Raw genomic sequence first — 24,404 nt, forward strand, 5'->3', positions numbered from 1 at the left:
GCCTTGACCAATATCGCGCCGGGGAGCGGTTCGCTCTGATCTACCCGGTGCCATGCGACTGACCCTCGCCGCACGCTGCATTAACATTACGTTTCCTGAGGTCCAGACAGACGCAATACCGACGGAATACCGACGTGATACAGCAGCAGGTTTTGCGCCTTAACCATCGGTCGCACAACGAAAAAGGCCCGCACGAATCGCGCGGGCCATTGTATCTACACCGACATCAAAATCAGCCGACGATGGTCGCCTGCGTTGCGGCGCGGATTTCATCCTCGCTCACGCCATCGGCGCATTCGACGATCTTCAGCCCGCCCTCGACCACGTCGAGAACGCCGAGGTTGGTGATGATGCGATCGACCACGCCCTTACCGGTGAGCGGCAGGGTGCATTCTTTCAACACCTTGGAATCACCGTGTTTATTGGTGTGATCCATGACGACGATGACGCGACCAACACCGGCCACGAGGTCCATCGCGCCGCCCATACCCTTGACGAGCTTGCCGGGGATCATCCAGTTCGCGAGGTCGCCCTTCTCGTCGACTTCCATCGCCCCAAGGATCGCCGCAGCGATCTTGCCGCCCCGGATCATGCCAAAGGAGGTGGCGCTGTCGAAATAGGAGGTGCGGCGCAGCTCGGTAATCGTCTGTTTACCCGCATTGATTAGGTCTGGATCTTCCTCACCCTCATACGGGAAAGGCCCCATCCCCAGCATCCCGTTCTCGGACTGGAGCGTGATATCCTTGTCGCCGACATAGTTCGCCACGAGCGTCGGAATACCGATGCCGAGGTTCACATACATGCCGTCTTCGAGTTCCTGTGCCGCGCGTGCGGCCATCTGGTTACGGTCCCAAGCCATGGATCAAGCCTCCTCACGCGGACGGGTGGTCACTTTTTCGATGCGCTTCTCGTGCTCGCCCTGAATGATGCGATGCACGTAGACGCCCGGCAGGTGGATGTTGTCGGGGTCAAGCTCGCCGGGTTCGACGATTTCCTCGACCTCCACGACACAGATCTTGCCACACATTGCCGCCGGCGGGTTGAAGTTGCGCGCGGTCTTGCGGAAGACGAGGTTGCCCGTGGTGTCGGCTTTCCATGCCTTGACGATCGACAGGTCGGCAAAGATACCCTCTTCAAGGATATACTCTTCCCCGTTGAAAACCTTGACTTCTTTGCCCTCGGCGATCTGCGTGCCGACGCCGGTTTTGGTATAGAAACCGGGAATGCCGCAACCTGCAGAGCGCATACGTTCGGCGAGCGTGCCTTGCGGGTTGAACTCAAGCTCGAGTTCGCCCGAAAGATACTGGCGCATGAATTCTGCGTTCTCGCCGACGTAGGACGAGATCATCTTCTTGACCTGCTTGGTCTGCAGGAGGATGCCGATGCCGAAATCATCGACGCCCGCGTTGTTGGACGCAAAAGTCAGGTCTTTGACGCCCGACTCCTTGATCGCCTCGAGCAGAAGCTCGGGGATGCCGCAGAGGCCAAAGCCACCTGCCGCAATAAGCATGTCATCGCGCAGGATACCGTCGAGGGCTTCCTTTGCGTTTGCATAGACCTTCTTCATGGAACTCTCCCTATGATCCGGAATTGCCCGTGTTGTGACGGCGCGTCACGAGAGAGTCAACGAATACGGGACAGAGTACGTATTTCTACTGTCCGCCCCGCGTCCGGATCAGATGATGCGGACCTGTGTGCCGACCGGGGTGATCTCGAACAACTGCGCAATCGCCTCGTTATAAAGCCCGATACACCCGTCCGAGCTCTTGCGCCCGATCTTGCGCGTGTCATGCGTCCCATGGATGAGATAAGCGGGCCAGCCAAGATACATCGCGTGCGTTCCCAAGGGGTTATCCGGTCCCGGCGGCATGTATTTGAGCTCGGGATTGCGCTCGATCATCGAGGGCGTCGGGGTCCAGTCCGGGCCGATCTTTTTGCGCACAACCTCCGTATAGCCGCGTTTTGTCAACTCATCCGAGGCGGGCACGGAGGTCGGGAACACCCGGTAGGTCTCTCCATCGCCGCTCCAGAAATGCAGCGCCCGAGACACGGTGTCAGCCACGATGCTCGCCTTGCCGAGATCGTCGAAATGATCGCGCCAATCCTGCTCTCGAAAGCTCGAAATGATGCGGTTAACCGGTTCTTGGTCACCGCGGCCAAGCTCGGCCAAAGCTGCGCCAGGGGCGAGGGTGAGGGCGGGAAGGGCGGCGATCAGACCGCGCCGCGTAAGATCCGTCTTGGACATGTGATTTCCTGTTCGCGTGCTCGATTGGGCTGCACGCTGCGCTGCGGCTAGCAAAGAGGCAAATCACATATCGGTGACATCGCATGTGACGTCGCGCGCACCCACCACTCTGGGCAAAGCGCCGCCTGTTTGCGCGCGCGTCCGTCCTATTTCTTCGCGGCAGTCTTCTTCTTCGCCGCCGGTTTGCGTTTGGTGCCTTTCTTGGCTGCCTTCTCAGCAATAAGCGCAACCGCCATCTCCATGGTGACGTCTTCGGGCTTCACGTCCTTGGGGATCGTCGCGTTGACCTTCTCCCATTTGACATAGGGCCCATAGCGCCCCTCCATGACATTGACTGCGCCACCGTCCTCGGGATGATCTCCAAGCTCGTTCAAAGGCTTGGCTGCCGTCCGCCCGCGTCCGCGTGGGTTGTTGCGCTTCTCCGTCAGAAGTTCCACAGCCCGGTTCATGCCGATCTCGAAGACATCCTCGGGATCTTTGAGGTTGGCGTAGACCGGTTTCGCATCATCCGGCAGCTTATGCATGACATAGGGTCCGAAACGGCCAAAGTTCGACGAGATCACGCCCCCCTCCGGGTGTTCCCCGATCTCGCGCGGCAGGCTCAGCAACACCAGCGCCTTCTCAAGCGTCATCTCGTCCTTGTTCCACCCTTTCGGCAGCGAAGCGCGCGGCGGTTTTTTGTTCTCCGGCGTCGGCTCACCGCGTTGCACGTAAGGCCCGAAGCGGCCCGACTTGAGCCAGATCTCGTCGCCCTGATCCTCGCCGAGTACGCGTTCGTCGCCATCGGCACCTTCGCCTGCGATGGGACGCGTGTAGGTGCATTCGGGGTAGTTGCCACAGCCCACAAACCCGCCGGTGCGCGAGGTCTTGAGGTGCAATTTCCCATTGCCGCATTTGGGGCAGATTCTCGGATCGGAGCCATCCTCGCGCGGCGGGTAAAGCTGCGGTGCGAGCGCCTCGTCGAGCACGTCGAGCACTTCGGTGATGCGCAGTTCCGAGGTCTCAGCAATCGCCGCCGAGAAATCTTTCCAGAACCGGTTCAGCACGTTCTTGTAATTGCGATTGCCCGCCGAGACATCATCAAGCTCTTCCTCGAGATCGGCGGTAAACTCATAGCCGACATATTTACGGAAGAAGTTTAGCAAGAAGATCGTCACGATCCGGCCCTTGTCCTCTGGGAAGAGGCGGTTCTTGTCCTTGCGGACATATTCCCGGTCCTGAATCGTCGTGATGACGCTTGCATAGGTCGAGGGACGGCCAATGCCGAGCTCTTCCATCTTCTTGACCAGTGTCGCTTCGGTATAGCGGGGCGGGGGTTGGGTAAAATGTTGCTCTGGGCTGATCGAGCGCTTGTCGGTGGCTTCCCCTTCCATGATCTGAGGCAGGCGCTTGTCGTCGTCATCCACGACCTGATCGTCGCGACCCTCTTCATAGACGCGCATGAAACCGTCGAACTGCACAACCTGCCCGGTCGCGCGCAGGCCCACCTCGCCATCGCCGCTCGCGATGTCGACGGTGGTGCGCTCAAGCCGTGCGCCTTCCATCTGGCACGCGAGCGTGCGTTTCCAGATCAGATCATAGAGCTTGCGTTGATCCGGTTCGGCCGCCTTGAGGTCGTCCACCGTGCGGGTCATCTCGGTTGGGCGGATACATTCGTGCGCTTCCTGCGCGTTCTTGGCCTTGTTCTTGTAGATGCGCGGGGAGGCGGGGACATATTCCGCGCCATAACGATCCTTGATCGCGTCGCGCGCCGCCGCCACGGCCTCGGGGGCCATGTCAATGCCGTCGGTCCGCATATAGGTGATGTAGCCGGCCTCGTAGAGACGCTGGGCCGCGCTCATGCATTGGCGCGCACCCATGCCGAATTTGCGGCTCGCTTCCTGTTGCAGGGTCGAGGTCATGAAAGGCGGCGAAGGGTTGCGGCTCGCCGGTTTGGCCTCGACGCTCTTGACCACGAGGTCGCGCGACGAGATCGCCTGCACGGCAAGTTCCGCGGCGGTGTCGGTCGCAATGTCGAATTTGTCGAGCTTCTGCCCACCGAGGACCGTGAGACGGGCCTCGAATTCCTGGCCGCGCGGTGTTGCGAGAAGCGCTTTCACGGACCAATATTCGCGTGGATTGAACGCTTCGATCTCCATCTCGCGCTCTACGATGAGACGCAGGCAGACCGATTGCACGCGCCCCGCCGAGCGCGCGCCCGGCAGTTTGCGCCAAAGGACGGGCGAAAGGTTGAACCCTACGAGGTAGTCAAGCGCCCGGCGTGCGAGATAGGCATCGACAAGCGGTTGGTCGATGTCGCGCGGGTTCTGCATCGCCTCGGTGACGGCGGATTTGGTGATCGCGTTGAACACCACGCGGCTTACGGGGGTGTCCTTTTTGATCGCGCGGCGTTTGCGCAGGGCTTCCTCAAGGTGCCAGCTGATCGCCTCGCCTTCGCGATCGGGGTCGGTCGCGAGGATCAATGCGTTGTCTTCCTTGAGCGCATCGGCAATCGCTTTCACATGTTTGCGCGAATCGGTGCCGACCTCCCACGTCATCTCGAAATCTTGGTCGGTATCGACGCTGCCATCCTTTGGCGGCAGGTCTCGCACATGGCCGTAAGAGGCGAGAACGGTATAGTCGGACCCCAGATATTTATTGATTGTTTTGGCTTTGGCCGGGGATTCGACGACAACAACGGGCATGTTTTTTCTACCGACTTTTGGAAATGCTCTGGCGGCGGAAAATGTGGTCTTGAGGGGGGGAATGTCAATGCGCCCTTTGCGTCGCAGGGAAAATTGACCTGTTTGAACCACGGTGAGCACCCCTTTCTGCCCGGGCTCTGGGCAGGGAGAGGGCGCGCGCGAAGGCTTCTAGGCGCGCGACAGGAAGCCGCCCGCCTGCCGCCGGATCTGCCCCTCCATCTCGAGGTCGATCAGGACCGGCGCGACATCCGCCGCAGGCTTGGCGAGATCGCGGATGAGTTGATCCTCAGCGAGCGGGGCGGGGCCGAGACGGTCGAGGATCTGTTTGTGCAGCTTCGCCGTTTCACGCAGCGTGCGCGCCTCACGTGGGGTTTCGGCAAGCGGCATCTCGATCTGTTCGACGGGTCTGGCGGGGGCCGTGGCCGGGCCGATGGCCTCGATCACGTCCTGTGCGCCGCGCACGAGGGTCGCACCGTCGCGCAGTAGGATATTGCAGCCGGAGGCACGGGCATCAAACGGGTGTCCCGGCACAGCCAGTACGTCGCGCCCCTGATCCAGCGCGCCATGTGCGGTCAGCAGGCTTCCGGAGCGGGCCGCGGCCTCGACAACGATCACGGCACGGGCAAGACCTGATATGATCCGGTTGCGGGCCGGGAAATGGCGCGCTTGCGGCTGCATTCCCATCGGTTGCTCGGAAAGGCGCAGGCCGCGAGAGGCAATATCCTCGGCAAGCTTGGCATTCTCCGCCGGGTAGATCACATCGACCCCGCCGCCGAGAACCGCGATTGTCCCCGTCTCCAACGTGGCCAGATGCGCCGCCGTGTCGATGCCTCTGGCAAGTCCCGAGACGACGGTGAACCCTGCTTCGCCGAGGTCGCGGGCAAGGGCGCGGGCCATGCGTGTGCCAAGTGACGATGCGTTGCGCGCTCCGACGATGGCGACCAAGGGACGTTGCAGAAGATCCCCGCGCCCCATCGTCCATAGGAGCGGTGGCGCATCTGGGATCTCGGCAAGGGTGCGCGGGTAGGGGGCGCTGCCCCAAAGGAGAAGGGTTGCGCCCGCCTTGTCACCGGCTTCAAGCTCGCGTTCGGCGCGGCCGCGGTCACAGGTGCGATAGCTGTCTTCGCCCGCCTCCTGCGCGATGGCAGGGAGCGCATCGAGCGCGGCCTCGGCCGAGCCGTATTCCTTGAGTAGGCGATGAAAAGTCGTCACGCCAACGCGGCGCGAGCGCAAAAGACGGAGCCACGAAACCCGCTGTTCTTCCGTGGTGGGTGGGAGTTGGGGGTGAGTGGAAGAAGAGATAGTTCCGGTCATCCGTGGCTCCGCCTGCTTGCAGAATCATGTCTAACGCACGTCTGGTTAACAGCGCGTAAACCACCGCAGGACCGGAGCCACTCCGTATATATTATCTCTCGCTCAGGTCGCGGCGCCACCGACCGTCAATCCGCCCATGAGAACCGTGGGTTGGCCGACACCGACCGGAACCCATTGCCCCGCCTTGCCGCAATTGCCCATGCCCGGATCAAGCGCCATGTCGTTGCCCAATCCTCGGATCTGGCCCATCGCGGTTGGCCCGTCCCCGATCAGCGTCGCGCCCTTGACCGGCGCACCAATCTTGCCGTCTTGCACGCGGTAGGCCTCGGTGCAGGAAAAAACGAACTTGCCATTGGTGATATCGACCTGCCCGCCACCAAAGCCGACCGCATAGATGCCATCCTTGAGCGACGCGACAAGATCCGCCGGATCGGCGTCGCCGCCTTCCATATAGGTATTGGTCATGCGCGGCATCGGTGGGTGCGCATAGCTTTCGCGCCGCCCGTTCCCCGTTGTCTCGACCCCCATCAGACGTGCATTCTGGCGGTCCTGCATATAGCCGACAAGCACCCCGTCCTCGATCAAGACATTGCGCCCCGAGGGGGTGCCTTCGTCATCGACAGTGATCGAGCCGCGCCGGTCGGGGAGGGTGCCGTCATCGACAACCGTGACTCCCTTTGCTGCGACCTGATCCCCGATCCGGCCCGAGAACCGGGACGAGCCCTTGCGGTTGAAATCTCCTTCTAGGCCGTGACCCACCGCCTCATGCAAGAGAATACCCGGCCAGCCGGGACCAAGCACCACATCCATCGCGCCTGCCGGGGCAGGAACCGCTTCGAGGTTCACCAACGCGATACGAAGCGCCTCGCGTGCCTTACGTTGCCAATCGACCGGCTCGAGCAATCCGTCGAGTCCGATGCGCCCACCGCCCGAGGCGCTCCCGCTTTCGCGGCGGCCGTCTTTCTCAACGATGACCGAGACATCCACGCGGGTCATCGGACGGCTGTCGCTCACGAGAGAGCCGTCCGGGCGCAGGATCACAACCTCCTGATGCGAGGCGGCGACCGAGGCGGTCACCTGCACCACACGCGGGTCAAGACCGCGGGCAAAGGCGTCGATCTCGCGCAATGTCTCGATCTTGACGGGAAAGGCCGCGTCGGCGATTGGATCGCGATCCATGTAAAGCTGTCGGTTGGTGCGCTTCGGTCCAGCGGCGAGCGCTCCGCCGCCTTCACCAACGGCAAGCCGCGCCGTCTGCACCGCGCGCTTAAGCGCTGATTCGGAGATTTCCGAGCTATGCGCATAGCCCGAGACCTCGCCGCGCACCGCGCGCAGGCCGAATCCCTCGGAAGCATCATACGAAGCATTGCGTAGCCGACCGTCATCGAAGACCAGAACCTCTCCGCGGCGCCGTTCAAGGAACAATTCACCGTCATCGGCCCCTTCCGTCGCGGCCTGCAACTCTGCAAGAGCAAAATCTTGGTCGATAAGTGCCTCGAACGGCAAGAATTTGATCTGAGTCATATGGATTTTCCCTTCGGAATTTGATCTATATCAAGAAAAGCGTCCGTTTGTCGCGGACCTGCTTCTATATTTGGCGGATAGAATATGGTTTCTATCGTCAACACAAGCGCGGGATGCCGTCGTATACGGCGGTGTTTTGCATCGGAACAGAAACGAACAAGAACGCAACCGATCAGGGTGAACTATGCGAATTCAAACGAAAATCCTGAGCCTGATGGCAGCTCTCACCGCGTCTTCGGCGCTTGCACAAGACGTCGAAACGGTCGGTAAGCCGATCGAGCGTGGCCTCGGCTTCCAGCCGGCGGCGACCGAACTGGCTCGTGACCTCCAGTCTCTGGACCATATGATTCTGGTCATCATTACTGGGATCGTCGCCTTGGTGGCGGGGCTGATGCTCTACATCTTCGTGCGCTACAATCGGCGCACCAACCCGACCCCGGCAAGCTTTACCCACAACACCCCGGTTGAGATCGCTTGGACCATCGGTCCGATCATCATTCTGGTCTTCATCGGTGCCTTCTCGCTGCCGGTGCTGTTCAAACAGCAAGAGATCCCCGAAGGCGACATCACCATCAAAGTGACCGGTTACCAATGGTACTGGGGGTACGAGTATGTCGACCACGAGTTCGGCTTTGACAGCTTCCTGCTGCCGCGCGAAGACCTTGCCGAATATGGCTATAACGATGACGAATACCTTCTCGCCACCGATACACAGGTCGTCGTGCCCGTAGGCAAGACCATCGTCATGCAAGTTACTGGCGCCGACGTGATCCACTCCTGGACCATTCCCGCCTTTGGCGTGAAACAGGACGCTGTGCCGGGTCGCCTCGCAGAGCTTTGGTTCAAGGCCGAGCGTGAGGGCATCTACTTCGGCCAATGTTCCGAGCTTTGCGGCAAGGACCACGCCTATATGCCGATCACCGTCAAGGTCGTCTCGCAAGAGGCCTATGACGCATGGCTCGAGGGCGCGATCGACGAATATGCTGGCGATCCCTCGACCCTTCCGAGCCGCGTTCAACTCGCCTCGGCAGAGTGATCCGGTCGATCTGACCCAGACCCGGGATGCGCGTGATCGTGCATCCCTTCCAGGAAGGAAGCGAGCATGAGCGACGCAAGCGTTAACAGCCAAGCAGATTTCAACGAGGCCAGCTTTGGCGATTACTTCGCCCTGCTGAAGCCGCGCGTGATGTCGCTTGTCGTGTTCACAGCGCTTGTCGGCCTGCTCGCGGCTCCCGTGGACGTGCACCCGTTCATTGCCTTCGCCTCGATCCTGTTCATCGCGGTCGGCGGCGGCGCCTCCGGTGCGCTCAATATGTGGTGGGACGCAGATATCGACGCGGTGATGAAACGCACCCAGGGTCGTCCGATCCCCGCCGGTAAGGTGACCCGCGATGAGGCCTTTGCCATCGGCATCACGCTTTCGGCCTTTGCCTGCATCATGCTGGCGCTGGCTGCGAACGTCTTTGCCGGGCTGCTTCTCGCCTTCACTATCTTCTTCTACGTGGTGATCTACACCATGTGGCTCAAGCGTTGGACGCCGCAGAACATCGTCATCGGTGGTGCTGCGGGCGCCTTTCCCCCGATGATCGGTTGGGCCGTGGCGACGGGCGGTGTCTCGATCGAATCCGTCCTCATGTTCACCCTGACCTTCATGTGGACCCCGCCGCATTTCTGGGCGCTCTGCCTGTTCATGAAATCGGACTACAAGGATGCGGGGGTGCCGATGCTGCACGTGACCCACGGGCGCCGCGTGACCCGCAACCATATCCTCGTCTATACGATCCTCCTCGCCATCGTGGCCATCGGCATGGCCTTTACCGGCGTCGGCGGCCCGATCTACCTGGCGACCGCGCTTCTCCTGAACGGTCTGTTCCTCATTGGGGCGATCTCGATCTGGCGTCGCGACGAAGCGACCGCCGAAGCCGATTCCTACAAGCGCGAAAAGAGCTTCTTCGGCCTGTCGCTGCTTTACCTGTTCCTGCACTTCGGTGCGATCCTCGTCGAGGCGACGCTGGCGCGCTATGGCATGGGGGGCTGGTAAGACCATGAGCTTTCGTGAGGAACATGAACTCCACAAACGCCGCCTTGGCCGCAATATCGGCCTCGCGCTGGTGCTTGTCGGCTTTATCGCCATCGTGTTCGGCCTGACCGTGGTCAAGGTCACGCGCGGCGACTACGAACCTGAAAACGCAAGGATTCAGAACTGATGGCGATGGACCCCAAGATCAAGACATTGGCCCAGACCCTCGGCGTCGTCGTGACCATGGGTGCGCTGGCATGGGCCTCTGTGCCCTTCTACGATTGGTTCTGCCGGGTGACAGGCTTTGGTGGCACCACGGGTGTGGCCGAGGATGGGTCGGGCGAAATTCTCGAACAGACCATCAAGGTCCGTTTTGACGGCAGCAAAGAACGCGACTTCCCGTGGGAGTTCAAACCCGTTCAGCGCACGATGGAAATCCGTATCGGGGAAACCGGGCTCGCCTTCTACGAGGCCTACAACCCGACGGACCGCCCCATTGCCGGATCGGCAAGCTACAACGTCTTCCCCTACGAGGCAGGCGGCTACTTTACCAAGATCGACTGCTTCTGCTTTGAAGAGCAGGTGCTGCAACCGGGCGAGCGTATCTCTATGCCCGTCTCTTTCTACATCGACCCCGAGATCGTCGAGGACCGGGATGCGCAATACGTGACCCACATCACCCTGTCCTACACGTTCCACGAAATCGACCTGCCCGAGACCACAGCGGCGCTCGCGCAGGAAACCGAAACTGAAGTAAACTAAGAAGCCTTCCAACGAGGGAATAACGAAAATGGCGCACGCTAAGAACCACGACTATCATATTCTGCCGCCGTCGGCCTGGCCCCTTCTGGGATCGGTCGGGGCCTTCATCATGCTCTTCGGGGCGGTGCTCTGGATGGCCAATGACATGCCCTGGATGTTCCTGATCGGGCTGGTGGTTGTTCTCTATACCATGTTCGGCTGGTGGTCGGACGTTGTCGCCGAGGGCAACAACGGCGTCGATCACACTCCGGTCGTCCAGATCGGCCTGCGCTACGGCTTTATCCTCTTCATCATGTCCGAAGTCATGTTCTTCGCCGCATGGTTCTGGAGCTTCTTCAAGCACGCGATCTACCCGATGCACCCCGATGGGATCAGCCCCGGCGTCGATGGCGTTTGGCCGCCCGCTGGTATCGAGACCTTCGACCCTTGGCACCTGCCGCTCATCAACACGCTGATCCTGCTTTGCTCGGGTATGGCGGCGACTTGGGCGCACCACGCTCTTGCGCATGAGAACAACCGCCAGGACATGAAATGGGGCCTCGTGATCGCCATCGGTCTCGGCATCATCTTCACCATCTTCCAGGCCTATGAATATAGCCACGCGGCCTTTGGCTTCTCCGGCAACATCTACGGCGCGAACTTCTTCATGGCGACGGGCTTCCACGGTTTCCACGTGGTCGTCGGCACGATCTTCCTGTTTGTCTGCCTGATCCGCCTGATGCGTGGTCACTTCACCCCCGAAAACCACGTCGGTTTCGAGGCCGCAGCCTGGTACTGGCACTTCGTGGACGTTGTCTGGCTCTTCCTCTTCGCCGCCGTCTACATCTGGGGCGGCTAAGCGTCGGATCGGGGTTTGCGGTTGAAACACTGCCCCCAAAACACGTAAGTCAGGTCGCGGGTTGCCAAGCAGCCCGCGACTTTTTCTTTGCAAGGAATCCCGCCCCCGTGTCCCGCCTTATCCTGCCTCTCGTCTTCGGTATTGTTGGCACCGCGATCCTCGTGTCTCTGGGCAATTGGCAGGTGCGCCGTCTGGCCGAGAAAGAGGCCTATCTCGCGGCGATCGAGGCACGGATCAACGACGCGCCCGTGGCTGTTCCCGCGATGCCCGATCCCGAAGCCGACCGCTTCCTGCCCGTCACTACGACAGGCACAATGACGAACGATGAATTGCACGTGCTCGTCTCCACGAAAGAGCTCGGCGCGGGCTATCGTATCATCTCTGCCTTCGAGACTGAGACCGGCCGTCGCTTGATGATCGACCGGGGTTTTGTCGCCATTGAGGACAAGGAGACCTCCCGCGTCACCGGCCCGATGAACATTGGTGGCAATCTCCATTGGCCTGTGGAAATCGATAGTTTCACGCCCGAGAATGACGTGGCGGGCAATATCTGGTTCTCGCGCGATGTGCCGACAATGGCCGCCGCTCTCAACGCCGAACCGATCCTCGTCATCCTGCGTCAGTCCTCGGTTGAAACGCCGACACTGGCGCCCTTGCCGGTCGATACCTCCGGAATCCCCAACGATCACCTCGAATATATTGTCACTTGGTATGGACTGGCGATTGTCTGGGTGTTCATGACGCTTTATTACCTCCTGCGCATGCGCAAAACGAAAAAGGCCTGAGTCCCGTGAAATACATCTCTACCCGCGGCAACGCGCCCGAACTGACCTTCGAAGAGGCGATGCTGACCGGCCTCGCGCGCGATGGCGGCCTTTACGTGCCCGAAACCATCCCGACCATGACCAAGGACGAGATTGCGGCGCTCGCGGGCCTGTCTTACGAAGAGGCCGCCTTTCGCGTGATGAAACCCTTCATCGGCGACAGCTTCACCGACGACGAATTCAAGGGCATCATCGAACGCGCATACGAAGGGTTCCGCCACGACGCCCGCGCACCGCTGGTGCAGCTTGGCCCCAACCATTTCCTGATGGAACTGTTCCACGGCCCGACGTTGGCGTTCAAAGACTTCGCAATGCAGCTCATCGGGCAGCTATTTCAGTTCTCGCTGGCACGCCGCAATGAACGCGTGACCATTGTCGGCGCCACCTCCGGCGATACCGGCTCGGCGGCGATCGAGGCCTTCCGCGGCCTCGACAATGTCGACGTCTTCATCCTTTTCCCGCATGGCCGCGTCTCTGACATCCAGCGCAAGCAGATGACGACACCCGAGGATGCCAATGTGCACGCCCTCGCGCTCGATGGGGATTTCGACGATTGCCAAGCCCGTCTCAAGGACATGTTCAACGATTTTGACTTCCGCGATGGCGTGCGCCTCGCCGGGGTGAACTCGATCAACTGGGCGCGCGTTCTGGCGCAGGTCGTCTATTACTTTACCACCGCGACCGCCCTCGGTGCGCCGTACCGTAAGGTCTCGTTCACGGTGCCGACCGGCAATTTCGGCGACATTTTCGCGGGCTACATCGCCAAGAAGATGGGCCTTCCGATTGATCGCCTGGTGATCGCGACGAACCAGAACGACATTCTGCATCGCACGATGGAGACCTCGGCCTATACCAAGGAAGGTGTGACGCCCTCGATTTCGCCCTCGATGGACATTCAGGTCTCGTCAAACTTCGAGCGCGCCTTGTTCGACGCCTATGGTCGTGATGGCAACGCCGTGTCTCAGCTCATGGACGAGCTGAAATCCGGGGCCTTCACCGTAAGCCAAGGCGCGATGGAAACCCTGCGCGAGCATTTCTCATCGGGCCGCGCCTCCGAGGATGAGACCCGCGCGACGATCACTTGGGCCTATGCCCATTGCGAGGAAGTGCTTTGCCCCCATTCCGCAGTTGGGGTAAAGGTCGCAAACGAGAATCTCGGGGAGACCCCGATGATCACGCTTGCCACGGCGCACCCGGCCAAATTCCCCGACGCGGTGGAAGAGGCGATGGGCGCACGTCCCGCTCTGCCGCCGCACATGGCGGACATGATGGACAAGCCCGAGCGCGTGACACGGGTGCCCAACGATCTCGCCCACCTGACCACCTTTATCAAAGACCGGATCGCTTCACGTTGACCACACAGCTTCATACCCTCGCCAATGGCTTTCGCATCGTGACCGAGCATATGCCCGGCCTCGAGTCGGCCTCGATTGGCATTTGGGTCAATGCCGGCGGACGCCACGAACGGCGCGCGCAGAACGGCATTGCGCATTTCCTCGAGCATATGGCGTTCAAGGGCACCAAGCGGCGCAGTGCGCTTGATATCGCCGAGGCGATCGAGGACGTGGGCGGCTATATCAACGCCTATACGAGCCGCGAAGTGACCGCCTACTACGCGCGCGTCCTGAAGAACGATGTGGCGCTGGCGCTCGACGTGATTGGCGATATCGTTCTCAACCCGGTGTTCGACCAAAACGAGATTGAGGTTGAACGCGGTGTGATCCTTCAGGAAATCGGTCAGGCGCTTGATACGCCAGACGATGTAATCTTTGACTGGCTTCAGGAGCGTGCCTACCCGGATCAACCGATTGGCCGCACCATTCTCGGCGCCGAAGAACGCGTGCGTGCCTTTGGCCGCGAGGATCTGGCAGGGTTCGTTTCCGAGCACTACCGCCCCGAGAACATGGTGCTCGCAGCGACGGGTGCAGTCGATCACGACATGATCGTGCGCCTGTCAGAAGAGATGTTCGGGCATCTCAAGGGCGGGCGGGCCATGCCGCTTGATCCTGCGCGCTTCGTTGGCGGCGAATACCGCACCGAGAAGACCCTCGAGCAAGCCCATCTCGCGCTTGGCTTTGAAAGCCCCGACTACTGCGACCCGGATATCTATACCGCACAGATCTATGCCACAGCCCTCGGTGGCGGCATGTCCTCGCGCTTGTTTCAAGAAATCCGTGAGCGCCGCGGTCTCTGCTACACGATCTATTCGCAGGCCGGGGCCTATGCCGATACCGGTATGATGACGATCTATGCGGGCACTTCCGGATCTCAAATCGCCGATCTGTGCCGTGTGACCATCGAAGAGCTTAAGCGCGCTGCCGAAGGTATGAGCGCCAAGGAAATCGCGCGCGCACGAATCCAGATGAAAGCCGGTCTTCTCATGGGGCTCGAAAGCCCGTCGAGCCGTGCCGAACGTCTTGCGCGGCTTCTGGCGATATGGGGCTATGTGCCCACGCTTCAGGAAACGGTCGAACGGATCGACGGGATTTCCGATGCCGATGTGCGCCGCTTTGCCGAACATATGGCCGTCGAGGCCCGCCCTGCGCTTGCGCTCTATGGTCCTGTCTCTGCCGCGCCCGATCTGGCGACGCTGCAAGACCTGCGGTGCGCCGCCTGATGCTCTTGGGGCGGCGGAAGGTCCGCATCGAGACGGAGCGCCTGACTCTGCGCCCCCCTCTGCACGGAGATTTTCGGGCTTGGACCTGCCTGCGGAGCGAAAGCGCGGATTTCCTGATTCCGTGGGAGCCGTCCTGGTCGGCCGATCATCTGAGCCGCAAGAGCTTTACCAACAGGGTCTATTGGGCTCAGCGCGCAATCAGTGGCGGCACCGCCATGCCCCTGTTCCTCGTGCGCCGCTCTGACGAAATGCTCCTTGGGGCGATTACCCTCGACAATATCCGCCGTGGCCCGTCGCAGGCAGGGACACTTGGGTATTGGATCGGCGAGCGGCATACCCGCCAAGGCTACATGCGCGAGACCATCGAAGCCGTCGTGCATCACGCCTTCACGCAGTTGGACCTCAGCCGGATCGAAGCCGCCTGTCTGCCCGAGAATACCGCGTCGCGCGGGGTGCTCGAGAAATCGGGTTTCAAGTACGAAGGTGTCGCCCAGAGTTATCTGCAGATCAATGGCCGCTGGCGGACCCATGTCCTTTATGCGGCACTGCGCGGCGATCGCCGTGGCCGGACACTCGTCGGACAGGCCTAGCCTTACACAAATTTGATCCGCCAACACGTGTCCCCATGCTATCCTTTCGCCCGAAAGGAGCCTGACATGATCCGCCTGATCCTTCTGTGCCTCTTGGTTGCCGGTATGGCCCGCGCTGAGGACCGTCGCCCGAGCCATTGTATCGCGCTCGCTGATGCCGGGGGGCTTGCCTATCTCCACAAGGCGAGTTTCCGCGACCCGCTTGAGGCAAACCATGTCCGGCTAAGTTATATCGCGCACGCCTCATTCCTGATTCAGACCGATGACGGGGTGTCAGCGGTGACGGACTACACGGGCTTCATCGGCAATACCGACCTGATCCCCGACGTGGTGACCATGAACCACGCTCATGAGACCCACTACACCGACGCCCCAGACCCCGCGATCCGGCATGTGCTCGAAGGCTGGGGGCAGGGGAGAGGCCCAGCCGATCACCACCTCGATCTCGGCTCGCTCCTCGTGCGCAACGTACCGACCGATATCCGTCGCGGCGGCGACGCGGTCGAGGCGCATGGCAATTCGATCTTTGTCTTCGAGGCCGCAGGCCTCTGCATCGCGCACCTTGGTCACTTGCATCACGAACCAACCCCGGCCCAATATGCTGCTCTTGGCCGTATGGATGTGGTGATGGCAGCCGTGGACGGCACGCTGACGCTCGACCTGCCGTCGATGATCCGCGTTCTGCAAAAGATGAAGGCGCGCATCGTGATCCCGATGCACTGGTTTCAAGGCTGGACGCTCGATGCCTTTCTCGAAGGCATGTCACGCGACTATGAGATCGTCCGCGATGGCGCGAGCGAGATCGCGGTTTCTCTGCGCACCCTCCCAGAACGCCCGACGATCCACGTGCTTCGGCCGCGCTTCCTACGTGACCCCTGAAGGGCGCGCATGCTAGAGATGCGGACATGAGTCTTACGCCCGTTTCCCACCCGTTTCTCGACACCCTCGCCAAGCAGCTTCCTGCTGATACGTTGCGCAGGCCTGAGCCGCGCTACCTTGAGGAACCGCGTGGCCGATATCAGGGGCAGGCGGGGGCCGCCCTTGCCCTGCCGCGCAGCGTCGAGGAGGTCTCGATCCTCGTCACCGCCTGTAACGCCGCCCACGTGGCCGTCGTGCCCTATGGCGGCGGCACCGGGCTTGTCGGCGGACAGATCATGCCGGAAGGCCCTGCGCCGCTTATCCTGTCGCTGGAACGAATGAACCGTATTCGTGCCGTACATCCGCTCGAAAATGTACTTGTCGCCGAGGCCGGCGCAATCCTTGCCGATGTGCAGGCCGCCGCTGAGGCGGCCGACCGTCTCTTTCCGCTCTCGCTTGCCGCCGAAGGCACGGCGCGTATCGGAGGCAATCTCGCAACCAATGCAGGCGGCGTGAACGTCCTGCGCTACGGCAATACGCGCGACCTCTGTCTTGGGCTTGAGGCCGTCCTTCCGACGGGCGACATCTGGAACGGTCTGACCCGGCTGCGCAAGGACAATACCGGCTATGACCTGCGCGGTCTCCTCGTCGGCTCCGAAGGCTCGCTCGGCATCATCACCGCCGCCGCTCTCAAGCTTGCGCCGCGCCCCGCCTCGCGTGGCACCGCGCTCATGGTGGTGAGGGATCCCGCCGCCGCCCTGCGCCTTCTGGAACTGGCCCGCGATCACGTGGGTGAAGCGGTCTCCGCCTTTGAGATCATGCACCGTCAGGGGCCGGAGTTCGTGCGCGACACCCTCCCGGACATCCGCCAGCCTTTCTCGGAGACGCCCGAATGGATGGTGCTGGTCGAACTCGGCATGTCGCAAGGCGCAGAGCACGCGCTCGAAGCGATATTCGCCGCCGCACTTGACGCCGGGCTGGTGGAGGACGGGCTGATTGCTCAAAGCGAAGGGCAACGCGGCGATTTCTGGTCCCTGCGCGAGCATATCCCCGTCGCCAACAAACGCATTGGCTCGATCAGCAGCCACGACATTTCCCTGCCGCTCTCTGCGCTGCCGGAGTTTGTCGCCGAGGCCGGAGAGAAGCTCGCCGCTCTGGGAGATTTTCGGATCAACTGTTTCGGGCATTTGGGCGACGGCAACCTGCACTATAACGTCTTTCCCGCCACGGGCCGCGACCGCGCCGAATATGAGAACCAGCGCGCGGCGGTCAAATCCCTCGTTCATGATCTCGTCGCCGCGTATGACGGCTCATTTAGTGCGGAACACGGTGTCGGTCGCTTCAAGACCGGCGATCTGCAAAACTACGGCGATCCTGCCAAGCTCGCGGCGATGCGGGCGATCAAGACGGCGCTCGATCCCAACGGCATCATGAATCCGGGCGTCGTTCTACCCTGAAAAGGGAAACGCCCCGCCCTGAAATGAGGACGGGGCGCGATCACCATGATCGTGCAAGCGAGTGTCGGCTCCCGACCGACAGGCACATCTGGCACGCAAAACCTTTCAGAAGTCTTTACAGACCCTCGAATTCGCACAGAACCGAGACATTAACGCCCATCTCTTCGAGTTTCTTACGTCCGCCAAGTTCGGGCAGGTCGATGATGAAGGAACAGGCAACGATCTCGCCGCCAAGCCGCTCGATAAGCTTGATCCCGGCCTCGGCAGTGCCGCCCGTTGCAAGCAGGTCGTCGACGACGAGGATCTTCTCGCCAGGCTCAATGGCGTCATCGTGGATTTCGACGATCGCCTCGCCATATTCGAGCTTATAGTCCTGCGAGATAGTGGTGCCGGGGAGTTTGCCCTTCTTGCGAATGGGCACAAAGCCGAGCGAAAGCTGATGCGCGATTGCGCCGCCAAGGATAAAGCCTCGCGCTTCAAGCCCGACCACTTTGTCGATCCGCTCGCCCGCGAACGGGTGCAACATCTGGTCAATGGCCATGCGAAAGCCGCGCGGGTCGGCAAAGAGCGTCGTCACATCGCGGAACATGATGCCTTCATGCGGAAAATCCACGATAGTGCGGATGTAGTCCCTGACGTCGTTGCTTTTCTTGCCCATGTTGGTCCCCTTGCTGGTCGGCCTCAGCTTTTACTGATGCCGCGCCTCTACGCAAGAGGGCAGGGCGATCGGTTACTGGCTGCGACGACGCAGGAAGCGGTAGACAGAGTTCGACATCCAGTTCAGATGCGGCTTGTGCCAGTCCATCCGATCACGCACGAGAATGGTTTTTGCGGTCAACAGGGTCATTTTCTCTTTCCTTTCCAATACTGCCTCGGTAAGAACGTGTAGCTCTTGTATATGGCATGTATATACATTCGCTTTACAAAAACGTCAATCACTCAGGCGCGAAAAGATAAAATGGGCAAGAAAGACGGCAAGAAAGCCGCAAAAAAGGACAGCCAACTGGTCCTACGCCTCGACAAGGCCGAGCGTGATGCGTTCGTGGATTTGTGCAAGGACATGGACACCAGCGCGGCGCGCGAAATTCGCCGGTTTATCCGTGATTTCATGAAGGAAAACGGCGGGGATTGATCCCGCCGTTCTCTCTTTCAGGCCGCCCGCTTGAGCGTTGCCGTGAGAACCCCCATCCCCATCAGCGTTATACCCCCCGCCCGCGTCAGGCCACGAATGACCGAAGGCCGGGCGATCCGGGTGCGGAGCTTATCCGCAAGAAGCGCATAGGCGAGCGCATTGAGCGCCGCCAATCCGACGAAAGTCGCAATCATGACCGCGAATTGCGGCGTGATGGCGCGTGTGGGGTCAAGGAATTGCGGCACAAAAGCAATGAAGAAGCCGATGCTTTTGGGGTTGAGCGCAGTGACGGCCGCCGCATGTCCAAAGATGCGGGGCGAGGCGCGTTCCGGTGTGGCAAGAAGATCCGGCGCGTCTGCATGGCCCGCGCTGCGCAGCATCTTGTAGCCGAGCCAGAGGAGATAAAGCGCACCGACCCATTTCAGCACTGTAAAGGCCGTGGCCGAGGCGAGCACGATTGCACCCAGTCCCAGAAGAGAGGCCGTCATCGCGATCAAGTCGCCAAGCGCAACCCCCGCCGCCGTCGCGAGCGCCACCTTGCGCCCTTGGCTCAGGGCATAGGACAGCACCAAGAGGATCGTTGGCCCGGGAATGATGAGAAGCACCGTCGATGCGGCCACGAAAGCCAGCCAGATTTCGAAACTCATGCAAGAACCCTCCCGGCGATCGGCTTAAGGCGCTCGACAACTTGCGGGTCGCGGGCCTCGGGGGCGGTTAGGATCGCATATTCCAGCGCCCGATCACAACCATGCGGACACGGCGCCCGTTCCGCGCCCAAGATCGCAGGCAGGCGACGCACGAGCTCACGGCCTTTTTCGGCGTTTCCGGTCAGTGTCTTGATGATCTCCATGACATCGACCTCGCCATGTTCGGGATGCCAACTGTCGTAGTCGGTGACCATCGCGACCGAGGTGTAGCAAAGCTCGGCTTCGCGGGCGAGCTTTGCCTCGGGCATGTTGGTCATGCCGATCACATCGCAGCCCCAGCTCTCGCGATACATCTTTGACTCCGCCAGTGACGAGAACTGCGGCCCTTCCATGACGAGATAAGTGCCGCCTTTGTGAAAGGTGATCCCGGCTTGTTCGGCTGCGGTTGCGCAAGCCGCCCCAAGCCGTGGACAGGTCGGATGCGCCACGCTTACATGTGCAACAAGGCCGGGGCCGAAAAAGCTCTTCTCGCGCGCAAAGGTGCGGTCGATATACTGATCCACGATGACGAAATCGCCCGGCGCCATTTCTTCACGAAATGAGCCCACAGCGGAGACCGAAATCACGTCCGTGACCCCGATCTGCTTCAGCGCGGCGATATTGGCGCGGTAAGGGACAGAGCTTGGCGTATGCACGTGGCCGCGCCCGTGTCGGGGCAAGAAGGCCATGCGGACCCCATCCAGAACTCCGGTCAGAATCGCATCCGACGGTGCGCCCCAGCCGGTCTCGACGTCTTGCCATTTGGCATCTTCCAGCCCGTCGATATCGTAAATGCCCGAACCGCCAATGACGGCGATCATCGTCTCGCCCATGTTCGTCTCCTGTTGGTCTGTTGCGCCCATTCTTGGCCCGCCTTTACCTGCTTGGCAACGTCGCGACGCTGAAAACCGCGTCATCGCGGGCAGGATTGCCCGAAAAGCCGCAGCGGATGACCTGCTGCGTCGCCATACCGCCCTGCGCCAATGCCTCTGCGCCTTGCGCCACAGGCCGAGTTCCTTTAGGGCCAAAGCCGCGAACCCATCCCGAAATTGACAGGTCATTTACATGAGACGCGCAGCTTTGGCCCTTCTGGCCAAGAACATCTCCCCGCCCAACCTTTCCCTGATGCAGGACGAGGGCTTTACCGCCGGGCGTATCAAGACGGAGCTTCTCTCGGGGCTGACCGTGGCGCTTGCGCTGGTGCCCGAAGCTGTGGCCTTTGCCTTTGTCGCGGGCGTGCATCCGCTGGTCGGTCTTTATGCGGCGTTTCTCGTGGGTCTCGTGACCGCTCTGATCGGCGGGCGACCGGGGATGATCTCCGGCGCGACCGGTGCTTTGGCGGTGGTGATGGTGGCGCTGGTGGCTGAACACGGTGTGGAATACCTGTTCGCGACCGTGGTGCTGATGGGGATTTTGCAAGTTATCGCCGGGGCCATGCATTGGGGCAAGTTCATCCGCCTCGTGCCGCATCCCGTGATGCTTGGCTTCGTGAATGGCCTCGCCATCGTGATCTTCCTCGCCCAGATGAGCCAATTCAAAGTACCGGGCAGCATGGTCAGCGATGGCCATGGTATGTCGGGCGGCGAATGGCTCTCGGGGTTGCAGCTTTATACCATGCTCGGGCTTGTCGGGCTCACCATGGGGATCATATGGCTGCTGCCGAAACTGACCAAGGTTATCCCTGCGCCGCTCGCTGGGATCGCCATCACCGCCTTCGTGGTGATCGGTCTTGGCCTCGATGTGCCGCGCGTCGGTGACATGGCCTCGATCGAAGGTGGCTTCCCGATGTTCCACATCCCCTTTGGCGAGGGCGTCGGCATCTACGGCACACCGCTTGCGCCGCTCACGCTCGAAACACTTTGGATCATCCTGCCCTATGCCGTGATCCTCGCCGCGATTGGCCTCATCGAAAGCCTGCTGACCCTGAACCTCGTTGGCGAAATGACCGGCAAGCGCGGCGGCGCGAGCCAGGAATGCATCGCGCAAGGTTCGGCCAATATCCTGACCGGCTTCTTCGGCGGCATGGGCGGCTGCGCCATGATCGGCCAGTCGATGATCAACGTGAAATCCGGTGGCCGCACGCGTATCGCCGGCATCGCCGCAGCGCTTTTCCTGCTGCTGTTCATCGTCGCGGCGAGCCCGCTGATCGAGCAAATCCCTCTCGCCGCCCTTGTCGGCGTGATGTTCATGGTGGTGATCGGCACCTTCGCATGGAACTCTTTCAAGATCATGGCGCGGGTGCCGCTGACCGATGCCTTCGTCATCGTGCTTGTGACCGTCGTCACCGTGATGGAAGACCTTGCCGTGGCCGTCGTCGTCGGTGTGATCGTCTCCGCGCTCGCCTATGCCTGGCAGAACGCGCGCCGCATCCACGCCAAGAGCTATACCACTCCTGAAGGCGCAAAGGTCTATCAGGTGCAAGGGCCGCTCTTCTTTGGCTCGTCCGAGGGTTTTCTCGAGCTATTCGACATCGCAGGAGATCCCGGCACCGTAGTGGTCGATTTTGCCGATAGCCGCGTTGCCGACCAATCCGCGCTTCAGGCGATCGAGGCGCTGGCGGCGAAATACGAGGCGGCGGGCAAGACCGTGCAATTGCGCCACCTGAGCCGCGACTGCCATCAGCTTCTCGCGAAGGCAGGGCATCTCATGGTCGATAGCGACGATGACCCCGAATACGAGATCGCCGTAGACTACTCCGTCAAAACCGGCATCCTCGGTGGCGGTCACTGATCCCGAAGTGTGCGCCCCGCGTTGCGGGGCGCGCATGATATCTCGTCAGCAGCCCCTTTTCGGGGGCCGCTGCCTGCGAGTTTGCCTCCGGCGGGGATATTTCCAGCAAGAGGAAGAGAGGGGTCAGTCGTCGGGGCGGGCGAGCGTAAACGTGTTGTCCACGACCGAGTAGTCGCGATAGCCGAGCCGAGCCAGCGGGCGGAAGGTCGTGATGTCGAAGATTCCGTCTTTCAGGCAATCATCGCGCAGATGTATGCCCACGACTTCGCCATGCACCACATGGTTAAATTCGCCTTTGATCTTGATGATCTCGGTCACCCGGCACTCAAGGCTCGCAGGCGCACCGACAAGGCGGGGGCAGTCGATCGTCTCGCATTGTGCCGCTTCAAGCCCTGCACGTTCGAATTCGTCCACGTCCCTGTCAAACCCCGTCGTTGAGATGTTCATCGCATCGCGCATCGTCTCTTCGACCACGTTGATACAGAACACGCCCGTCGCCCGGATATTGGCGAGCGTGTCCTTGGTGCCGTCCTGATCGGGCTTGGCGCCGGTCGTCGCGAACATCACTTGCGGTGGCACATAAGCTGTGCCGTTGAAGAAGGAATAGGGGGCAAGATTGCGCAGGCCGTCCGCATCCTGCGTCGAGATCCACGCGATCGGGCGCGGCGTGATGAGGGCGTTGAACGGGTTATGTGGCAGGCCATGGCCGTCTTCTGGCTTGTAGAACATGTTTCGCGCTTTCCTATAGGTTTGCCCAAGACCTAGCGCCGTGCTAGGCGAAGAGCCACGAAAAAATGTGGGGCAGGGCGGGTGCTACGGCTGACAGAGGAAAGCGCGCAGGATTGGTGGGAGGTCGAGGCTCTCTATGACCTGTGCTTCGCGCCGGGGCGCGAGGCGCTCTCGTCCTATCGGCTACGTGATGGCGTGCCGCCGGTGCCGGAGCTCTGTCTTGTCGCGCGGGATGAGAGCGGCATTGTCGGTGGTGCAATCCGGTTTTGGCCGGTGCGCGTCGGCGACAGCGATGCACTTCTCCTAGGCCCAGTGGCAGTGCACCCGACCCGGCAAGGCGAAGGCCTCGGCGCGTTTCTCATCAATGAAAGCCTTGCGCGGGCCGCGGAATTTGGCTGGGCGCGGGTCATGCTTGTCGGCGATGAGCCTTACTACAGCCGCTTCGGTTTTACCCGTCTCGAGGGTGTCGAAATGCCACCTCCGACCAATCCGGACCGCGTCTTGGGGCGCGCTCTTCTGGGGGGCGCTTGGGACGGTGTGCACGGTAAGGTGCGTTCGGTACTGATGGCGGACGCTTGACGGATCGCCTTGCCGTCCCAATCTATCTTGCATGGCAAAAACGCATTTTGATCTGCTCGATCCCGCCGCGGCGGTGGACCCTCAGGCCGAATTGGACCGGCTTTGCACGCGCTATCGCGAGGCCGGATCCTTTGGCCTTGACCTCCTGAATGCGCTGGGCCTGCAGGCGGAAGGGCTTTTTCAGCAGTTGCCACCACGATTGCGTGGACGGCTCGACGGGGCGACGGAGCGCGCCCTGAGCGAAGCGATGCGTCTCGCCCATGCCTCGCGCGGGGCGACATCCTGGGAGCCGGACTGGTTCAATCGCGTGCTGGCAGGGGCCCTTGGCGCTGCAGGAGGGCTCGGAGGGGCGCCCACGGCCCTGGCGGAAGTGCCTGTGACTGTCGTGGTGCTCCTGCGCGAAATCCAAGGCGAAGCTGCGCGGCTCGGTTTTGACCCGTCCTCGCAGAATGTCCATTTCGATTGTGTTCAAGTGTTCGGAGCTGCCGGGCCGCTGGCGCAGGATGATGGTGCGGACCTTTCCTTCTTGGGCGCCCGCGTGGCGCTCGGCAGTGGCTCTATGCAAGCGCTAATAGCGCGTATCGCGCCGCGTCTGGCCTCTGTCCTTGGACAGAAGCTCGCGGCCCAGGCGGTCCCGCTTCTCGGGGCTGCGACGGGGGCTGCGATCAATAGCGCCTACCTCGGCTACTACCGGGATATGGCGCATGTGCATTTCGGTCTGCGCAAGCTGGCCATAGAGACAGAAATGCCCCATGACCAGCTTGTCGGCGCGTTCCGCCAGCGTGTTCTTCCCGCTGGCGAAACCTGAGGCCGCG

General features: G+C 61.3%; 25 protein-coding genes. 15 read left to right on the forward strand and 10 right to left on the reverse strand.

Features of this window, described 5'->3' with window-relative positions; genetic code table 11:
• Positions 1–232: 232 nt before the first annotated feature.
• From MK745_RS05280 to tldD, 6 genes are all read right to left on the reverse strand, one after another.
• Positions 233–859, reverse strand: a complete 627-nt coding sequence (locus MK745_RS05280) for a CoA transferase subunit B (RefSeq protein ID WP_243612232.1) — start codon at positions 857–859, stop codon at positions 233–235.
• A 3-nt stretch (positions 860–862) separates the two neighbouring features.
• The gene (locus tag MK745_RS05285) at positions 863–1,567 is read right to left on the reverse strand and encodes a CoA transferase subunit A (protein ID WP_243612233.1); all 705 of its coding nucleotides are present in this window, start codon (positions 1,565–1,567) and stop codon (positions 863–865) included.
• Between the two features lie 108 nt (positions 1,568–1,675).
• Positions 1,676–2,245 carry a L,D-transpeptidase gene (locus tag MK745_RS05290; RefSeq protein WP_243612234.1) on the reverse strand — a complete coding sequence of 190 codons (570 nt, stop codon included), beginning with the start codon at positions 2,243–2,245 and terminating at the stop codon, positions 1,676–1,678.
• Positions 2,246–2,391: 146 nt separating this feature from the next.
• The gene (gene topA, locus MK745_RS05295; RefSeq protein ID WP_243612235.1) at positions 2,392–4,929 is read right to left on the reverse strand and encodes a type I DNA topoisomerase; all 2,538 of its coding nucleotides are present in this window, start codon (positions 4,927–4,929) and stop codon (positions 2,392–2,394) included.
• A gap of 168 nt (positions 4,930–5,097) precedes the next feature.
• Positions 5,098–6,243, reverse strand: coding sequence for a DNA-processing protein DprA (gene dprA, locus MK745_RS05300; RefSeq protein WP_243612236.1), 1,146 nt, complete (start codon positions 6,241–6,243; stop codon positions 5,098–5,100).
• A gap of 102 nt (positions 6,244–6,345) precedes the next feature.
• A complete protein-coding gene (gene tldD / locus MK745_RS05305; protein WP_243612237.1) occupies positions 6,346–7,767 on the reverse strand; it encodes a metalloprotease TldD in 1,422 nt (473 codons plus the stop codon).
• Between the two features lie 184 nt (positions 7,768–7,951).
• Between tldD and coxB the strand changes: the two genes are divergently transcribed.
• From coxB to MK745_RS05360, 11 genes are all read left to right on the forward strand, one after another.
• Entirely contained in the window at positions 7,952–8,803 is an 852-nt protein-coding gene (coxB, locus tag MK745_RS05310) for a cytochrome c oxidase subunit II (protein WP_243612238.1), read from the forward strand.
• Positions 8,804–8,869: 66 nt separating this feature from the next.
• Positions 8,870–9,808, forward strand: coding sequence for a heme o synthase (cyoE, locus tag MK745_RS05315; protein ID WP_243612239.1), 939 nt, complete (start codon positions 8,870–8,872; stop codon positions 9,806–9,808).
• 4 nt (positions 9,809–9,812) lie between these two features.
• On the forward strand, positions 9,813–9,974 hold the full coding sequence (locus MK745_RS05320; RefSeq protein ID WP_243612240.1) for a hypothetical protein: 162 nt from the start codon (positions 9,813–9,815) through the stop codon (positions 9,972–9,974).
• Positions 9,974–10,549: a cytochrome c oxidase assembly protein gene (locus MK745_RS05325; protein ID WP_243612241.1), complete on the forward strand. Its 576-nt coding sequence runs from the start codon at positions 9,974–9,976 to the stop codon at positions 10,547–10,549. Before MK745_RS05320 ends, MK745_RS05325 begins: the two co-directional genes overlap by 1 nt.
• A 28-nt stretch (positions 10,550–10,577) precedes the next feature.
• Positions 10,578–11,387, forward strand: coding sequence for a cytochrome c oxidase subunit 3 (locus tag MK745_RS05330; RefSeq protein WP_243612242.1), 810 nt, complete (start codon positions 10,578–10,580; stop codon positions 11,385–11,387).
• A gap of 107 nt (positions 11,388–11,494) precedes the next feature.
• The gene (locus MK745_RS05335; protein WP_243612243.1) at positions 11,495–12,172 is read left to right on the forward strand and encodes an SURF1 family protein; all 678 of its coding nucleotides are present in this window, start codon (positions 11,495–11,497) and stop codon (positions 12,170–12,172) included.
• A 5-nt stretch (positions 12,173–12,177) separates the two neighbouring features.
• The gene (thrC, locus tag MK745_RS05340; protein ID WP_243612244.1) at positions 12,178–13,566 is read left to right on the forward strand and encodes a threonine synthase; all 1,389 of its coding nucleotides are present in this window, start codon (positions 12,178–12,180) and stop codon (positions 13,564–13,566) included.
• On the forward strand, positions 13,563–14,828 hold the full coding sequence (locus MK745_RS05345) for a M16 family metallopeptidase (RefSeq protein WP_243612245.1): 1,266 nt from the start codon (positions 13,563–13,565) through the stop codon (positions 14,826–14,828). Before thrC ends, MK745_RS05345 begins: the two co-directional genes overlap by 4 nt.
• Complete coding sequence (locus tag MK745_RS05350; protein ID WP_243612464.1) at positions 14,828–15,418, forward strand: GNAT family N-acetyltransferase; 591 nt, start codon at positions 14,828–14,830, stop codon at positions 15,416–15,418. The genes MK745_RS05345 and MK745_RS05350 overlap by 1 nt, the downstream gene beginning before the upstream one ends.
• A 66-nt stretch (positions 15,419–15,484) precedes the next feature.
• Complete coding sequence (locus MK745_RS05355; RefSeq protein ID WP_243612246.1) at positions 15,485–16,297, forward strand: MBL fold metallo-hydrolase; 813 nt, start codon at positions 15,485–15,487, stop codon at positions 16,295–16,297.
• Positions 16,298–16,323: 26 nt separating this feature from the next.
• On the forward strand, positions 16,324–17,733 hold the full coding sequence (locus MK745_RS05360) for an FAD-binding oxidoreductase (RefSeq protein WP_243612247.1): 1,410 nt from the start codon (positions 16,324–16,326) through the stop codon (positions 17,731–17,733).
• Between the two features lie 115 nt (positions 17,734–17,848).
• Here MK745_RS05360 and MK745_RS05365 read toward each other — a convergent pair whose 3' ends face one another.
• Positions 17,849–18,391 carry an adenine phosphoribosyltransferase gene (locus MK745_RS05365; protein WP_243612248.1) on the reverse strand — a complete coding sequence of 181 codons (543 nt, stop codon included), beginning with the start codon at positions 18,389–18,391 and terminating at the stop codon, positions 17,849–17,851.
• Positions 18,392–18,691: 300 nt separating this feature from the next.
• Between MK745_RS05365 and MK745_RS05370 the strand changes: the two genes are divergently transcribed.
• Positions 18,692–18,865, forward strand: a complete 174-nt coding sequence (locus MK745_RS05370; RefSeq protein ID WP_243612249.1) for a hypothetical protein — start codon at positions 18,692–18,694, stop codon at positions 18,863–18,865.
• Positions 18,866–18,882: 17 nt separating this feature from the next.
• Here MK745_RS05370 and MK745_RS05375 read toward each other — a convergent pair whose 3' ends face one another.
• The gene (locus tag MK745_RS05375) at positions 18,883–19,512 is read right to left on the reverse strand and encodes a LysE family translocator (protein ID WP_243612250.1); all 630 of its coding nucleotides are present in this window, start codon (positions 19,510–19,512) and stop codon (positions 18,883–18,885) included.
• Complete coding sequence (locus MK745_RS05380) at positions 19,509–20,384, reverse strand: S-methyl-5'-thioadenosine phosphorylase (RefSeq protein ID WP_243612251.1); 876 nt, start codon at positions 20,382–20,384, stop codon at positions 19,509–19,511. Before MK745_RS05380 ends, MK745_RS05375 begins: the two co-directional genes overlap by 4 nt.
• A gap of 232 nt (positions 20,385–20,616) precedes the next feature.
• On the opposite strand from MK745_RS05380, the gene MK745_RS05385 reads away from it, so the two are divergent.
• Positions 20,617–22,281, forward strand: coding sequence for a SulP family inorganic anion transporter (locus MK745_RS05385; RefSeq protein WP_243612252.1), 1,665 nt, complete (start codon positions 20,617–20,619; stop codon positions 22,279–22,281).
• Between the two features lie 123 nt (positions 22,282–22,404).
• Here the strand turns inward: MK745_RS05385 and MK745_RS05390 are convergent, their stop codons facing one another.
• Positions 22,405–23,010 carry a flavin reductase family protein gene (locus MK745_RS05390; protein ID WP_243612253.1) on the reverse strand — a complete coding sequence of 202 codons (606 nt, stop codon included), beginning with the start codon at positions 23,008–23,010 and terminating at the stop codon, positions 22,405–22,407.
• An 81-nt stretch (positions 23,011–23,091) separates the two neighbouring features.
• Here MK745_RS05390 and MK745_RS05395 point away from each other — a divergent pair, with 81 nt between their 5' ends.
• Together MK745_RS05395 and MK745_RS05400 are read left to right on the forward strand one after the other, a co-directional pair.
• Complete coding sequence (locus MK745_RS05395) at positions 23,092–23,589, forward strand: GNAT family N-acetyltransferase (RefSeq protein WP_243612254.1); 498 nt, start codon at positions 23,092–23,094, stop codon at positions 23,587–23,589.
• A 31-nt stretch (positions 23,590–23,620) separates the two neighbouring features.
• Positions 23,621–24,397 (forward strand): EcsC family protein, encoded by a 777-nt coding sequence (locus MK745_RS05400; RefSeq protein ID WP_243612255.1) that lies wholly within the window; start codon positions 23,621–23,623, stop codon positions 24,395–24,397.
• Positions 24,398–24,404 lie beyond the last annotated feature (7 nt).

Source organism: Shimia aestuarii (genome assembly GCF_022814865.1).
Classification (GTDB): domain Bacteria; phylum Pseudomonadota; class Alphaproteobacteria; order Rhodobacterales; family Rhodobacteraceae; genus Shimia; species Shimia aestuarii_A.